Here is a 14,514-nt window from a genome sequence, read left to right as displayed (position 1 = left end):
GTTCGTATGACGACGACATTGCTGCGCGGGCTGCCCGAGGGCGCCGAGGAACGGGTGGCCGAGCTCTACTGGGAGGCCTTCGGCCACAAACTGGGCGCCGCCCTCGGACCCGCCGGGCCGGGGCGCCGGTTCATCGCGGACCACCTGCACGCGGACCGGGCCCTCACCGTCGTCGCCGACGACGGGCGGGTGCTGGGCGTCGCCGGGTACCAGCTCGCCGGACGCGGCCTCGTAGGCGGCGACGCGGCCGCGATCAGGGCCGGGTACGGGCAGGTCAGAGGCCTGTACCGGGTGTTCCTGCTGGCACTGCTGGAACGCACCCCGGCCCGCGGCGAGCTGGTCATGGACGGCATCGCCGTGGACTCCGCCCGACGGGGCGAGGGCATCGGCGCCCTGCTGCTGGACGGCATCGAGGAGGTCGCCGCGGAGCAGGGCTGCCGGCGGATCCGGCTGGACGTGGTCGAGGAGAACCCGCGGGCGCGGGCCCTGTACGAGCGGCGCGGCTTCAGGGCCGTGAAGGTGCGACGGACGCCGTGGCTGCGCGACGTACTGGGCTTCGGGGCCGTCACCACGATGCACAAGGCGGTGACGGCCCGATGATCCCCACCCGGCTGGTGGTGCACGCGCTGGTCCGCGAGGACGGCACGGTCGACGGCGGCGAGCTGTACGAGGTCGCCGGCGCGCTCGGCATGACCGACCAGCAGGTCCGCCTGTGCGTGAAGCGGCTGGTGGCCGAGGGCCGCTTCGAGGTCGAGGGACGGGGACGACGGGCCGTGCTGCGCGCGGTGGGGCCCGGCGGCGGACTGCCGGCGGTTCCCGAGGCGGAGTACGTCCGGCACGCCTACCGGCAGGACCGCGGCCTGGAACCCTGGGACGGGGTGTGGCACGTGTTCGCCTTCGCCGTACCCGAGTCCGCGCGGGCCGCCCGGGACGCCCTGCGGGACGCCCTGACGGGCCTGGGGGCGGCGCCCCTGCAAGGCGGCCTGTACGTGACCCCGAACCCGATCGGGCCGTACGTCCGCGCCCGCGCCGCCGAACTGGGGGTGGGGGCCGCGCTGACCTGCCTCGGCACCCGGGACCTGGAGGTCGGCGGGACGGACGACCCGCGGGCCCTGGCCGCACGACTGTGGCCGCTGACGGAGATCGCGGAGCGGTACGAGGCGCTGCGCGAGCTGGCGTCCCGTCCCGAACCGGGGCCCTCAGAGCAGGAGCCGTCCGAGCCGGGCCCGTCCGAGCGGGAGCCGTCCGAACCGGGCCCGTCCCGGCCCGGGTCTCCCCGCCCGGAGGCCGGGCCCGCCCACCCGCTGGCGCGCGCGGTGGAGCTGGCCGCGGCCTTCTCCGAGGCGATGCTCCCGGACCCGCTGCTGCCGCCCGAGCTGCTGCCCCGCCCCTGGCCGGGCGCCGCGGCCCGGGCGGCCGCCGCCCGCGCCTGGGACCGGCTCCACGCCACCACGACGTCCCCGGGCCCCCGCCTGTTCCGGCTGTACGCGCAGGCCCTGGGCTCGGAGCCGGACGAGCCGCGCGATACGCCCGGGTGGGTCATGATGTGAGGGGGTATATCCCTCTAGACCGCGCGACGACGGCCCCGCCCCGGGGCCGGCCGCCGGAGGAGCGCAGAGCGATGGAACACACCGATCTCACCGATGTCTCGACCCACGAGGCCAGATCCCTCTCGGTGGCCCTGTTCCGTGAACTCGCCGCCTTGGAAGAGGGGACCGAGGAGTACTCCCGCACGCGCAACACGCTCGTCGAACTCAACCTCAGCCTCGTCCGGTACGCCGCCCGCCGGTTCCGCAACCGCAGCGAGCCGATGGAGGACATCGTCCAGGTCGGCACCATCGGTCTCATCAAGGCCATCAACCGCTTCGACCCGGCCCGCGGCGTCGAGTTCACCTCGTTCGCGATGCCCACCATCACCGGGGAGATCAAGCGGTTCTTCCGTGACACCAGTTGGGCCGTCAAGGTCCCCCGCCGGCTCCAGGAACTGCGGATCGACACCGCGAAGGCCCACGACGCCCTGGAACAGGGCCTCGGCCGCGAGCCCACCGACGCCGAACTGTCCGAGCGGCTGCACGTCACGCCCGAGGAGCTCGCGGAGGGCCGGAAGGCGGCGTGCGCCTACTCGGCGCGCTCGCTGGACGCCCCGCCGCAACCGCAGGAGGAGGGCGAACGCGACCCGTACACGGCGCGGCCCTCGCTCGGCGCGGAGGAGCCGGCCTACGACCTGATCGAGTGCATGGAGTCGCTGGTGCCGATGCTGGCCGGGCTGCCCGCCCGCGAGCGGAGCCTGCTGGAGCTGCGCTTCGGGGAGGAGTTGACCCAGGCGGAGATCGGGGAACGGCTCGGGTTGTCCCAGATGCACGTGTCCCGGCTGCTGAACCGGACCCTGACCCGGCTGCGCACCGGACTCCTCACCGACCCGGAATCGACCGACCCGGATCCGGACCGGAACCCTGGTCGGGAGTCGGGGCCACGGCGGTCCCCGGACCCGGCACCTCCAGCCAGACCGTCTTGCCGGCCGCCGTCCCGCCCGACGGCTGTGCCCCCCAGCTCCGTGCGAGTCGCTCCAGGACGACGAGGCCGTGTCCTCCCGGCCGGCTGCGATCTCCCGACACCCGCCGCCGCGGAGGCTCGGGGTTGTCGTCGCTGACCTCGACGCGCAGGCGTCCGGGTGCGTGCCGCAGGACGAGTTCGCGGGGCCCGCCCGCGTGCAGGCAGGCGTTGGTCACCACTTCGGAGACCAGGAGGAGCACGTCGTCCACCGCGTCCTGGTCCCGCGTCCACTGCCAGTCGGCCAGTGCCTGTCGGGTGAAGTCCCGGCAGCGCGTGACGACCCCCGTCGTGGCACCGCCCAGGACCAGCCTCCGAGTCTGCTCGGCCACAGGGCCTCCCGTCTCCGCACCGCCCCTGCGCGGCGCACCTACCCCCGCCCGGATCGGTCAATCCCGACGTCCCGCCCGCCCGGACCTCGAAACCGCCCCCCGCGACCGCGTGCCGATTGCACACCCTCACCGCATCATCTTCCGGAATCGGCGTGGGCGGCGGCCCGCCACGCACGACGCCCCCCTCGCAGCGCGAAGGGGGCTCGTCGCGAACCGTCTCACCGGAAGCCGTCGGAACACCGCGCCGGGCGCCTCCTCGAAGGCCCGCCCGCGGCGTGTTTCCCACCCCCGTGGAGAAACTCCTCCGAACCGACCACCCGGGCAACCCGCCGGGCGACGCTAGACCGGCGCCCGATCCCCCGTCGAGGCGCACGCGCGCGATCCGTCAGGTCCGACAGGTCCATCGACGCGGGTCGTCGGCGGACGGTGGACCGGACGCGCCGCGCGGGAGGCGCCCCGGGGTCCACATCCCGGACAACTACCCTCGGCTCATGAACGCAGAAGCCGACGCCCTCGCCGCCGTGAAAGACGCCGACCGGAAGCATGTCTTCCATTCCTGGTCGGCTCAGGAGCTCATCGACCCGCTCGCCGTCGCGGGGGCCGAGGGCTCGTACTTCTGGGACTACCAGGGCAATCGGTTCCTCGACTTCTCCAGCGCGCTCGTCTACACGAACATCGGCTACCAGCACCCGCGGGTCGCCGCCGCCATCGCGGAGCAGGCCGCCAAGCTGTGCACCGTCGCCCCCGGCTTCGCCGTGGACGTCCGCTCCGAGGCCGCCCGACTGATCGCCGAGCGCACCCCCGGCGACCTCGACAAGATCTTCTTCACGAACGCCGGCGCGGAAGCGGTGGAGAACGCCGTCCGGATGGCCCGACTGCACACCGGACGGCCCAAGGTGCTGTCCGCGTACCGCTCCTACCACGGGGCCACCTCCACCGCGATCAACCTGACCGGTGACGCCCGCCGCTTCGGCAACGACACCGCGACCGCGGGCGTCGTGCACTTCTGGGGCCCGTTCCTCTACCGCTCGCCCTTCCACGCGACCACCGAGGCCGAGGAGTCCTCCCGCGCCCTGCGGCACTTGGAGGACACCATCGTCTTCGAGGGCCCGCAGTCCATCGCCGCGATCATCCTGGAGACCGTCGGCGGCGCCCCGGGCGTGCTCGTGCCCCCGGCCGGCTACCTGGCGGGCGTGCGCGCGCTCTGCGACCGGTACGGCATCGTCTTCATCCTGGACGAGATCATGGTCGGCTTCGGTCGGACCGGCGCGTGGTTCGCCGCCGACCACTGGGACGTGCGCCCCGACCTGCTCTGCTTCGCCAAGGGCGTGACCAGCGGATACGTCCCGCTCGGCGGGGTCGCCATCTCCGCCGCCATCGCGGAGACCTTCGCCCGCCGGCCCTACCCGGGCGGACTCACGTACTCCGGGCACGTGCTCGCCTGCGCCGCCGCCGTCGCGACGATCAACGTGATGGAGGAGGAGGACACCGTCGGGCAGTCCGCCCGCACCGGCACGGAACTGCTGGGCCCCGGCCTGCGCGCCCTCGCCGAGCGGCACCCCGCCGTCGGCGAGGTCCGGGGCATGGGCACCTTCTGGGCGTTGGAACTCGTCCGGGACGCCTCGACGCGCGAGCCGCTGGTCCCCTACAACGCCTCGGGCGCCGACAACGCACCGATGGCCGCGTTCGGGGCCGCCTGCAAGAAGGGCGGGCTGTGGCCGCTGATCGCCGGCAACCGCATCCACGTCGCGCCGGCCTGCAACATCTCCGCCGAGGACGTGGCCAAGGGCCTGGCGATCCTCGACGAGGCCCTCACGGTCGCCGACGCGCACATGGCCTGACCTGGGACTTCCTGCCCGGGCTGTGGGGTCGCCCAATCCGTGGGTGCCGGTATTCGGATGATCCGTGCGGGGGAGATCCCCCCGCACGCATGTTGCAATCCGTAGCGCGGCACACAGCAGTACCAAGCACCTACGGACCGGGATGCACGTCAGTCCCGGGGCGGTCCTGCGGGGCCGAACGGCGGGGAGCGGCACGTCTTGACCTTCGGGTTGAACTTCGGGCGGGCGCTGGACGCCGGGCGTACGGGATCCAGACAACCGGACTCCGTGTTCCCGAGAACCCGAAGGAAGACACCATGAGCAAGCACGTCCTGGCGCAGAACCAGTACGGCAAGGCCGAGAACCGCATCGTCAAGGTCACCCGCAAGGGCAACGACGGTTCCTGGCACGAGATCCGCGACCTCAACGTCTCCGTGGCCCTGCGCGGCGAGTTCCGCGACGTCCACCTGACCGGTGACAACGCCAACTGCCTGCCGACCGACACCACCAAGAACACCGTGTACGCCTTCGCCAAGGAACACGGCATCGACTCTCCCGAGGCCTTCGGCATCCTGCTCGCCAGGCACTTCGTCTCCTCCCAGGTGCCGATCCGCGAGGCGCAGATCCGCATCGAGGAGTTCGTGTGGGAGCGGATCCCGGTCCCCACGCGCAAGGAGCAGCACTCCTTCGTCCTCAAGGGCCAGGAAGTGCGCACCGCGCAGGTCACGTTCAGCGAGACGACGGGCCTCCAGGTCATCTCCGGTCTGAAGGACCTGACGGTGATGAACTCGACGAACTCCGAGTTCCACGGCTACATCAAGGACAAGTACACGACCCTCCAGGAGGCGTACGACCGCATCCTGGCGACCAAGGTGACCTCGCGGTGGGCGCACTCGGCACTGGCCGCCGAGGACTCCGCGTACGACTGGGACCAGTCGTACAAGAAGGTGCGCAAGCACCTGCTGGAGGCCTTCGCCGAGACCTACTCGTACTCGCTCCAGCAGACCCTGAACCAGATGGCCGAGCGGGTGTTGGACAACTGCCCCAAGGTCAACGAGGTCCGGCTGAACCTGCCCAACAAGCACCACTTCCTGGTCGACCTGGAGCCCTTCGGCCTCAAGAACGACAACGAGGTCTACTTCGCGGCGGACCGGATGTACGGCTTGATCGAGGGCACCATCCACCGAGACGGCGTGCGGCCCGTCATCGCCACCAGCGACTGGATCGTGGCGTAACGCCCGAGGCGGCCGTCGGTTCGGCCCGGACCGCGTCGCGGGGTCCGGGCCGTTCGCGTTCCTCGGCCGGCGTCCGGGCCGTTCGCGTCCCTCAGCCGGCGTCCGGGTCGGGGCGGCCCAGGAGCAGGTTCCACCGGCCCGAGCGCCCGGTGAGGGTGGTGACGGTGTCAGGCCGCGCGTCGAGCCGCCAGAACACCGGGGGCGGCAGTTCCAGAGCGTGCACCACCGCCGCCCGTACGACGGCCTGCTCGACCACCACCCGGTGCGTTCCGGGAGCCAGTGCGGCCAGGTGCGCGCCGACCCGGGCGATCAGCGCGGCCACCGACTCCCCGCCGGGAGGCGTGTACCCGGGGTCGGTCAGCCACGCCCCCACGGCCTCCGGGTCCTCGGCCGCGACCTCCTCCAACGCCCGTCCCGCCCACGCCCCGACGGCGAGGCCGCGCAGGCCCTCGTGGCCCGGGACGGGTTCCCCCCGGCCGAACGTTCCGGGGCGGCCGTCGGGGCTCGACGGCGGTGTGACCAGGTGGACGCGGACGACGGATCGCGGGGGCACGGAACGCACAGAGGCCATGTGGGGAGCGTAAAGCGCCCGACCGGGGCGTGAGACGGCGGCCACACGCCGTGGTGTTCAAGCCAGGCGCGCGGTACGGTCTCGGACGACATGACGACGGTATGACGGAAGCACCGGTGAGAATCCGGCACGGTCGCGCCACTGTGAAACCTCCCGCAGGAGTTCGGGGAGGGAAGTCAGACCCGCCACCTTCGTCAAGAGCACCACTGACCGGGACGCGTGTTCCCCCTGGAGGTTCTGCCATGGCTCAGTCCGCCGTGCCCACGACGGCTCCCGCCGCCGTTGCCCCGATTTCCCTTTCCGCGCTGGCCCCCTGGGCCGTCTTCGCGGGCGTCCTCATGCTGGTCCTGCTGTACCTCGTCGGCGCCGAACAGGGCGCCACCGCGATCTTCGAGGGCGACACCATCCACGAGTGGATGCACGACGGTCGTCACCTCCTCGGCTTCCCCTGCCACTGATCCCCGCACCGCTCAGCAAGGGAACCCGAACATGAACCCCATCTCCCCCAGAGTCCTGCTCGTGCGGGGCATGCTCGCCGGCCTGCTCGCCGGCGTGGCCGCCTTCCTCGTCGCCTACCTCCTCGGCGAGTCCAAGGTGGACGCCGCCATCGCCATCGAGGAGGCCGGCGCCCACGAGCACGGCGACGAGGGCGCCCCCGTCAGCCGGGCCCTCCAGGCCACGGCCGGCCTCGGCACCGGCACCCTCCTGTACGGCGTCGCGATCGGCGGCATCGCGGCGCTCGTCTTCTGCTACGCCCTGGGCCGCATCGGTCGTTTCGGCCCCCGGGCCACGGCCCTGCTGGTCTCCGGCGGGCTCTTCCTCACCGTCAACCTGGTGCCGTTCATCAAGTACCCCTCCAACCCGCCGGCCGTCGGCGACCCCGAGACCGTCACCCAACGGACCACCCTCTTCGTGCTGATGATCGCGTTGAGCGTGCTGCTGGGCGTGGGCGCGCTGATCCTGGGTCGGCGCCTCGCACCGAAGCTCGGCAACTGGAACGCGTCGGTCGTCGCCGCGTTCGCGTTCCTCGTCGCGATCGGCCTGTCCTACGCGCTGCTGCCCGGCATCAACGAGGTACCGGAAGGCTTCCCGGCCGCGCTGGTCTGGCAGTTCCGGCTCGCCACCCTGGCCCTGCAAGCCGTCACGTGGGCGACTTTCGGCCTCGCCTTCGGATATCTAGCCGAACGCGCCCTTGTCCCCGCGACCCCGGCCCAGGAGGCTGTGCCGACGAGTTGACGATGAGGGGGCCGGTCGCACATGCCGACGGCGATCAGGGAGTGGCGGGGCTGGACGGGCGCCGCCCCGTTCTGGCTGAACTCCTTCCTGCTGCTCCTGGCCCCCTTCACCGCCGTCACCCTGTTCGCCCAGATCGGTGTCATCACGGCCCTGGCCGCCCTCGGCGGCCTGGTCCGCCAACTCTGGTACGGCGACTACGGCCACCCCGCCGTCCACCTCTGCGCCGCCTTCATGGGCGCGACGGCCGTCGCCCTGGTCGTCGTCTGAGCCGCGCGTGACCCCGTGGGCGGCCCCGCGCCGTCCCCGCGCGAAACGCCCCTCGACGGGCCCCGGGCGACCGCCCCGGATCGGCCGGTGCGCCGCGACCGGGGAGAATGGACGTTTCGAACGAGTACGGGGGCCGGTGTGGCGACAGGGCGGGACATACCCGAGGAATACCTGGAGGGTTACGTCCGGATCCTCGGGAACGTGGCCGCGACCGGCCGGCGGCCCGGCCGCGACGAACTCGACGCCCGCCGCGCGCTCGGGGAGAAGGCCGCCGAGGCCGGGTACGGGCTGCGCGCCCTGGTCGGCGCCCACCTCGCCGCGACCCGGGCGGTGCTCGGCGGACAACACACGCCCGACCACGTCATGGCGGCGGTGGAACAAGCCGTGGACGCGTTCGCCGAAGGCCACGAGCGGGCCCAGCGGATGGCCGTGCGGCAGGAGGAGGCCGCCCGCCGGGAGTTCATCGACGACCTGCTGCTCGGCCGCAGCGACCTCGGCCGGCTGAGCGAACGCGCGGCCCGCTTCGGCCTGCACCTGGCGCACGCGCACGCGGTGGCGGTGGCCCGGGGCCCCGAGTCGTACGTGGACGCCGGCTCGGCGATCCGGAAGGTCGAACTCGCGATGACGACCCGGTTCGGCAACCGGACCTTCCTCCTCGCCACCAAGGACGGCCAACTGATCTGCGTGGCACCGGGCGACCACGACGAGGTGCTGACCCACTTCGCGAAGCAGGCGTACGCGGCCGGGACCGAACGCGGCCTCGTCGCGATCGGACGCCCGCACCAGGGCGCCGGCGGGGTCGTGACCTCGTACGAAGAGGCCCTGAGCGCGCTCGACCTGGCGGACCGGCTGGGATTCGAGGGCCCCGTGCTGCGCTCCGCCGACCTGCTGGTCTTCCCCGTCCTCGCGCGTGACCGGGCCGCGATGGCCGATCTCGTGGTGAGCGTGCTGGGGCCGCTGCGGGGTGGTCGGGGCGGGGCTCGACCGCTGCTGGACACCCTGACCGCCTACTTCGACGCGGGCTGTGTGTCGGCGGAGGCGGCCCGCCGGCTGAACCTGAGCGTGCGGGCGCTGACGTACCGACTGGAGCGGATCCACCGGCTGACCGGGACGGATCCCGGGGACCCCGCGCAGCGGTACACGCTCCAGACGGCGGTGATCGGGTCGCGGCTGCTGGACTGGCCGGCGAATCCGCTCTGAGTCGTCACGGCGCCGTACTCCTCCTCACCCTTTCGGGCGCGGACCCCGCTCGGGCCGAAGCACGACCGGCGCACCGGCCGCGAGCTGGGAGGACGCACGCGCAGCCGGGTGACGTGTGGGTGACTTGCCGTCAGCGTGGGATGACTCCCGATGTGCGGGCGGGCCGAGAGCGGTCCACTGCTCACAGGACCCGGCCGTCCGAGCCGGACCAGGAGGGAATGCCCATGCCCCGCGCCCAGTGGATCGTCGCAGCGGTGACGGTCACTCTGCTGTGTACCGGCGTAGGGATGTTGAGGAGCAGCGACGGCGCCCCGCCCGCCGCCGGCACGGTCGCCGACTCGCTCCCCTCCCGGGCCCTGGGCCTGTCCGGCCACCGCCGGCTCGTACGCGAACTCGAGCATTCCGGCGAGCACTCCGGCCCGCACGCCCCCGGCAACGGGGCCCGGTCCGCGCGGGGCGGCCTGCCCGGTCCCGCCGCGCCGATGCGGGCCGCGCCGCCCGTGCGGCTGGTGATCCCTGCACTGGGACTGGACGTTCCGCTGACCTCCGACCCCGAGGACGGCGACGCGATCCGCTGGGACGCCGACGGTCCCGCCCCGGGAGCGGCCGGCACCGCCGTGGTCACGGGTAACGGGCTGCGCCTGGGCGAGCTGCGCCGGGGGCTGACCATCGAGATCGCGCGCGCGGACCACCGTACGGCCGTGTTCACCGTGGACCGGGTCTCGCCGGCCCGCGTACCCGGACCGTCGGGGCGGTCCGGCGAGCACGCCGGTGAGCGGTCGGGGCGGGAGGCCGGCGAGCGGACGGGCGGGGCGTCGGAGCGGCGGGCGGGTGAGCGGGCCGGGCGTCGCGCCCAACTGCGTCTGATCAGCGGCGAGACGGCTGTCGTGGCCCGGCTGACGGGCCGCCACCGCACCCGCTGAGCCTCCGGCGGCGGGCCCGGTGTCAGCCGACGGGGGTGTCTTCGTCCCCCGGTCGGGGGCTTCTTGGGCCCCGGTGGGGAGTGCTTCGGCGTGTCGGGGCACAGAGCTGGTCATGAGCGGTGCTCGGTACGCGCGGACGGCTGCGGCGAAGGCCCTGACGATGGCCTGTGTCGTGCTGCTGTGCGTCTTCGGCGCCGGTCCGGCCGGCGCGATGGCCGTCGAGGTCCGACCCGCCACGAGCGCCCCGGCGAGCCCCGCGGAGCCTTCCGAGAGCCCGTCCGACCCCGCCTCGGATCCCGAGGCGCGGGCGGCCCCGCGCCTGGTCGTGCGCGGGATGGTGGGCGTGCGACGACCGGCGCCGCCGGTGTTTCACGTGAAACACCGGGAGGCGCGGGCATCCCGCGTGACCTCGTACGGAACGGCCGAACCGGCCCGGTCCCGGCGGACGGTACGGAGTGTGGTCCTGCGCTGCTGAGCGGGCCGAGCAGCAGCACGCACCCACACCCCCCTCGAACACCGAGCACCCGTGAGGTTCCGCCATGCCCATCGACCCCTACGCCGCCCTGAACGCCATGCTGCGCGCCGAAGCCTCCCGTTTCACCCCGCCGGCCCGACGCCCGGAGCAGCCGGAGCCGGAGCCCGCCACCCGTCCTGAAGCCCCGGCCGCTCGCCCGGCCGAAGCCGCCGCGAAGGAGTGACCCCTGCCCGGATACCCGACGCGTCCCCCGGGCCGGGTCCGGGGGACGCGTGGTGCGGGCGACGGCGCCGCGTCGACTCAGGGCTCGCGCATGTAATAGCGGTAGAAGGCGGTGAGCCCGGTGGCCGCGGCGACGGCGATGCCGAGCCCGGCGGATCGGAGCACGCTGTCGCCGGTGAGGCTGTACAGGTAGCCGACGGCCACGCCGCCAAAGGCACCGTAGGCGGCGGCGTGCAGTTCCCTCGGCAGCCGGGAGCCGATCCGGCCGAGGGTGAACATGATCGCGGCGAAGAGGACGCCGCACAGGATGCCGTAGAAGACGTTGCCCGCGTCGACCGGGCCCATCTGGCGCTTGATGAAGGCCGCCCAGACCCCGTAGACGAGACCGGCCAGCAGGGCGCGGACCATCGCGCCCTTGCTCAGGTCGTGCGTCCGGTCCGTCGTCGTCCCCCGGTGCCGCCGATGGGCGGAGGGTGCCGCATGTGCCATGACGGGGCTCCTCTCTCCACCATCCAGGGCACACCCGCCACCTCGGACCGGCAAGTGGATCAAGCGGTGTCCCCGTCGCGCCTCGGCCCGCCCGCCGGCGCCCCGCGGGGCCCACCCGGTCCGTTCCCGCCCGCCACCCGCTCGCAGCAACAACGCTCGCGGGCCGCACCCCCGCGGCATTCCCTGGTGACGTGCGCACCTTCCTGTCGACGGTACTGATCGTGCTCGTGGCCCTGCTGGTGCCCGCGAGCGCGGTCGCGTACTGGGCCGACCGCGAGCTGGGCGACGCCGACCGCTACACCGCCGCCATGTCCCCGCTCGCCGAGGACCCCGCCGTGCGGGGCGTGGTCGTCACCCAGGCCACCCGCGCGCTCGCCGGCCAGATCGACGCGGGCCCCTTCCAGGGCGGGGTGGACGCGCTCCTCGGCGAGGCCCTGCAGTCCTTCTCCGGGACCCCGGCGTACCGGACGGCCTGGGACGCCGCCAACCACGCCGCGCACGCCGCGTTCCTCAAGGCACTCACCACCGGCGACGGGGACGCCGTCACCATCGACCTCGCGCCCGTGATCGCCCGGGTGAAGGGGGAACTCGTCGAGAACGGGGTGCCCTTCGCGGACCGGATCCCCGTGACCCACGTTTCCGTCGAGGTCATGGAGTACGACGACCTGGGCGCGCTACGGAAGGGCTTTCGCATGCTCCAGATCGCCGGGGTGTGGCTTCCCCTCCTGACCCTGCTGCTGGCCGCCGCGGCCATCGCGGTCGCCGTCCGACGGCGGCGGGCCGTGATCGCCACCGGACTGGGGCTGGCGATCGGGGCGGTGCTGCTGTGGCTCGCGGTGCAGTGGTGCCGCCGCCTCACCCTGGAGGACCTGCCGGCAGACATCGACCGGCCCGCCGCCGGGGCGGTGTACGACGCGCTCACCGCGTTCCTGCGGACCACCGCCTGGGTGGTGCTGGCCCTCGGACTCGCGGCCGCGCTCGCCGCCTGGCTCGCGGGGCGGCTGCGCCGCACACCATAAGCTCGGAAGGTGCGGAACCTGCGGAGAAATGGGCACACGACCGGAGAACTCCACAGAAGCACCGATTCGCGAGCGGCGGCACGGAAGCGGGAATGACCACCGAAAGACGCACCGAGCACATACGGTCCGGGCACTCCCGGGCCCGGCAGATCCCCCTGACCCCGCCCGCGTGGCTCCTCAACGGCCTGCGTCCGAGCAGCGCCCCCGTCCCGTGGGCCGCCGTCGTGCGCGCCGGCATCGCGCTGTCCGTCCCACTGGCCGTGGGCTTCGCCCTGGACGAACCGGAATACGGCGCCCTGGTGTCCATGGGGGCCCTGTCCGGGGTGATCGGCGACACCGCCGACGCGTACCGCATGCGCGTCCTCAACATCGCCGTACCGCAGCTCTTCGGCGCCGTCGGAGTGGCCGTCGGCACCCTCGTCTTCGGGCACGGCTGGCTCGCCGTCGGGGTGCTCACCCTGGTCGCCCTCGTCTCCGGAATGATCTCCTCGATCGGCTCGGTCGCCTCCGTGTCCGGTCTGCTGCTCCTGCTGAACGCCGTGGTCGGCGCCGGCCTGCCGATGCCCAGGCCCTGGTGGACGGCGCCGCTGCTGCTCACCGCCGGCGGACTGTTCGTTCTGGTGCTCAGCCTGGCGGGCTGGCCGCTGCGCGGGCGGCAACCCGAGCGGGTCGCCGTCGCGGCCGGGTACCGGGCACTGGCGGACACGCTGGAGGCCGCGGGCGGGCCCGACTACGAGGAGCGCCGCCGGGAGGTCACCCAGGCCCTGAACCAGGCCTACGACCTCGTCCTGGGGCGGCGGGCCCTGGTGCACGGGCGCAGTCCCTCGCTGGTGCGGATGCTGGCCCAGTTGAACGTGCTGATCCCCCTCGTCGAGGGGGCGCCCGCGGCGCACCTGCGGGGACGGCCGCTGCCGCCCGAGATCCCGGCGGCCGTACGGGAACTGGCGGCGGCCGTCGAGGACGGCCGCACCGGCACCCCCGTCCTGGACCTGCCCCCGCCGCACGGCCAGTCGGAGCGCGCCATCGACGCGGCCCTGCGGCACGCGGCGACCATCGTGCACCTGGCCGAACCCAGGATGCACAACGTGGACGACCGGCTCGGCAGACCGGCCGCGCTGGGCATCAGGGCCCGGCGGGCGGTCCGCGACATGATGTTCTCCCGGGCCTCCTGGCGGTACGGCATCCGGCTGGCCGTGTGCATCGGGCTGGCGCAGGTGCTCGTGTCGGTGGTCCCCATCGAGCGCTCGTACTGGGTCGCCCTGACCGTCACGTTCGTCCTCAAGCCGGACTTCGGCTCGGTGTTCTCGCGGGCCGTCCTGCGGGCCCTGGGGACGGCCGTCGGGCTGGTCCTCGCCGCCGCCGTGCTGGCCGAGGTGCCGCGCGGCTGGTGGGACGTGCCGGTCATGGCGGTGCTGGCCGCGCTGATCCCGGCGTTCTCCGCGAAGGGGTACGCCTTCCAGACCGCCGCGATCACCCCGGTGATCCTGCTGCTGTCCGACCTGCTCAACCACCAGGGCTTCGACCTGATCCGGCCCCGGCTGCTGGACAGCCTGATCGGCTGCGCCATCACGCTGGTCGCGGGGTACCTGCTCTGGCCCGAGAGCTGGCACACCCGGATCGGGGACCGGCTCGCGGACGCCGTGGACGACGCCGCCCGGTACGTGGAGCGGGCGTTCGGCACGGACCATCCCGACACGGAGGCCGGGCTGCGGGCCGCCCGCACCGCCCGGCTCCAGGCCCGCCGACGGATCTACCGGGACCTGTCGGGCGTACGGACCGAGTTCCAGCGGGCGTTGACCGAGCCGCCGCCGACGGGGGCGCGGGCCGCCGCGTGGTGGCCGCTGGTGGTGGCCGTGGAGCGGATCGTCGACGCCACCACGGCCGCCCGGGTCCGCGTCAACCACGGCGCGGACGCCCCCGAGCGGGACGAGGTCGAGGCCGCCGTCCGGGAACTGCGCGGACTGGCGGAGGGGGTGCGCGCGAGCCGGACCCCGGCGGCGGTACGCGGCGGCCCCGCTCCGGCGGGCAGGGAGGACTCCGTGCTGGCCCCCGTCCACCAGGAGATCGCGGCGGCCCGCGCCATCGCCGCCCCCGCCGACTGACGGCCCCGCCCCCGTGCGCCGGGGCGGGGGCGGGGCCGGGGGTGCGCCGTCCCCCGAATGGGTCCGTGCCCGG

General features: G+C 73.6%; 16 protein-coding genes and 1 pseudogene. 14 read left to right on the top strand and 3 right to left on the bottom strand.

Annotated features, from left to right (window positions below):
* The first annotated feature begins 6 nt into the window (after positions 1-6).
* From ADK55_RS03005 to ADK55_RS02995, 3 genes and pseudogenes are all read left to right on the top strand, one after another.
* Complete coding sequence (locus ADK55_RS03005) at positions 7-600, top strand: GNAT family N-acetyltransferase (protein ID WP_063839425.1); 594 nt, start codon at positions 7-9, stop codon at positions 598-600.
* Positions 597-1,550: a PaaX family transcriptional regulator C-terminal domain-containing protein gene (locus ADK55_RS03000; RefSeq protein WP_053675704.1), complete on the top strand. Its 954-nt coding sequence runs from the start codon at positions 597-599 to the stop codon at positions 1,548-1,550. The genes ADK55_RS03005 and ADK55_RS03000 overlap by 4 nt, the downstream gene beginning before the upstream one ends.
* 71 nt (positions 1,551-1,621) lie before the next feature.
* Positions 1,622-2,422, top strand: a pseudogene (locus tag ADK55_RS02995) (SigB/SigF/SigG family RNA polymerase sigma factor); the annotation flags it as partial.
* Here the strand turns inward: ADK55_RS02995 and ADK55_RS35790 are convergent.
* A complete protein-coding gene (locus ADK55_RS35790; protein ID WP_420713589.1) occupies positions 2,412-2,753 on the bottom strand; it encodes an ATP-binding protein in 342 nt (113 codons plus the stop codon). The pseudogene ADK55_RS02995 and the gene ADK55_RS35790 sit on opposite strands and share 11 nt — an antisense overlap.
* A 620-nt stretch (positions 2,754-3,373) precedes the next feature.
* Here ADK55_RS35790 and ADK55_RS02990 point away from each other — a divergent pair.
* Complete coding sequence (locus ADK55_RS02990; protein WP_053675702.1) at positions 3,374-4,723, top strand: aspartate aminotransferase family protein; 1,350 nt, start codon at positions 3,374-3,376, stop codon at positions 4,721-4,723.
* Between the two features lie 296 nt (positions 4,724-5,019).
* Complete coding sequence (gene pucL / locus ADK55_RS02985; protein WP_053675700.1) at positions 5,020-5,937, top strand: factor-independent urate hydroxylase; 918 nt, start codon at positions 5,020-5,022, stop codon at positions 5,935-5,937.
* Between the two features lie 91 nt (positions 5,938-6,028).
* Here pucL and ADK55_RS02980 read toward each other — a convergent pair whose 3' ends face one another.
* Entirely contained in the window at positions 6,029-6,508 is a 480-nt protein-coding gene (locus ADK55_RS02980; protein WP_078998400.1) for a histidine phosphatase family protein, read from the bottom strand.
* 242 nt (positions 6,509-6,750) lie between these two features.
* On the opposite strand from ADK55_RS02980, the gene ADK55_RS02975 reads away from it, so the two are divergent.
* The 7 genes from ADK55_RS02975 to ADK55_RS39025 all read left to right on the top strand — a co-directional run bounded on the left by ADK55_RS02975 (position 6,751) and on the right by ADK55_RS39025 (position 10,832).
* Entirely contained in the window at positions 6,751-6,966 is a 216-nt protein-coding gene (locus tag ADK55_RS02975) for a CbtB domain-containing protein (protein WP_053675696.1), read from the top strand.
* Between the two features lie 31 nt (positions 6,967-6,997).
* Entirely contained in the window at positions 6,998-7,744 is a 747-nt protein-coding gene (locus ADK55_RS02970) for a CbtA family protein (protein ID WP_053675694.1), read from the top strand.
* 21 nt (positions 7,745-7,765) lie between these two features.
* Positions 7,766-8,011: a hypothetical protein gene (locus tag ADK55_RS02965; RefSeq protein WP_053675691.1), complete on the top strand. Its 246-nt coding sequence runs from the start codon at positions 7,766-7,768 to the stop codon at positions 8,009-8,011.
* Between the two features lie 138 nt (positions 8,012-8,149).
* Positions 8,150-9,211, top strand: coding sequence for a PucR family transcriptional regulator (locus ADK55_RS02960; protein WP_053675689.1), 1,062 nt, complete (start codon positions 8,150-8,152; stop codon positions 9,209-9,211).
* A gap of 224 nt (positions 9,212-9,435) precedes the next feature.
* A complete protein-coding gene (locus tag ADK55_RS02955) occupies positions 9,436-10,134 on the top strand; it encodes a class F sortase (RefSeq protein ID WP_053675687.1) in 699 nt (232 codons plus the stop codon).
* A gap of 112 nt (positions 10,135-10,246) precedes the next feature.
* The gene (locus tag ADK55_RS02950; RefSeq protein ID WP_159041263.1) at positions 10,247-10,609 is read left to right on the top strand and encodes a hypothetical protein; all 363 of its coding nucleotides are present in this window, start codon (positions 10,247-10,249) and stop codon (positions 10,607-10,609) included.
* Positions 10,610-10,673: 64 nt separating this feature from the next.
* A complete protein-coding gene (locus ADK55_RS39025; RefSeq protein ID WP_199826424.1) occupies positions 10,674-10,832 on the top strand; it encodes a hypothetical protein in 159 nt (52 codons plus the stop codon).
* A 77-nt stretch (positions 10,833-10,909) separates the two neighbouring features.
* Here ADK55_RS39025 and ADK55_RS02945 read toward each other — a convergent pair whose 3' ends face one another.
* Positions 10,910-11,320, bottom strand: a complete 411-nt coding sequence (locus ADK55_RS02945; RefSeq protein WP_053675682.1) for a hypothetical protein — start codon at positions 11,318-11,320, stop codon at positions 10,910-10,912.
* Positions 11,321-11,511: 191 nt separating this feature from the next.
* Between ADK55_RS02945 and ADK55_RS02940 the strand changes: the two genes are divergently transcribed.
* Together ADK55_RS02940 and ADK55_RS02935 are read left to right on the top strand one after the other, a co-directional pair.
* A complete protein-coding gene (locus ADK55_RS02940; protein ID WP_053675680.1) occupies positions 11,512-12,339 on the top strand; it encodes a hypothetical protein in 828 nt (275 codons plus the stop codon).
* Between the two features lie 92 nt (positions 12,340-12,431).
* Positions 12,432-14,441, top strand: coding sequence for an FUSC family protein (locus tag ADK55_RS02935; RefSeq protein WP_078998399.1), 2,010 nt, complete (start codon positions 12,432-12,434; stop codon positions 14,439-14,441).
* Positions 14,442-14,514 lie beyond the last annotated feature (73 nt).

It is taken from the genome of Streptomyces sp. WM4235 (assembly GCF_001279725.1).
In the GTDB taxonomy this organism is placed as follows: domain Bacteria; phylum Actinomycetota; class Actinomycetes; order Streptomycetales; family Streptomycetaceae; genus Streptomyces.
Note: the sequence above shows the minus strand (reverse complement) of the source record. Positions and strands in the feature narration are given on the sequence as shown.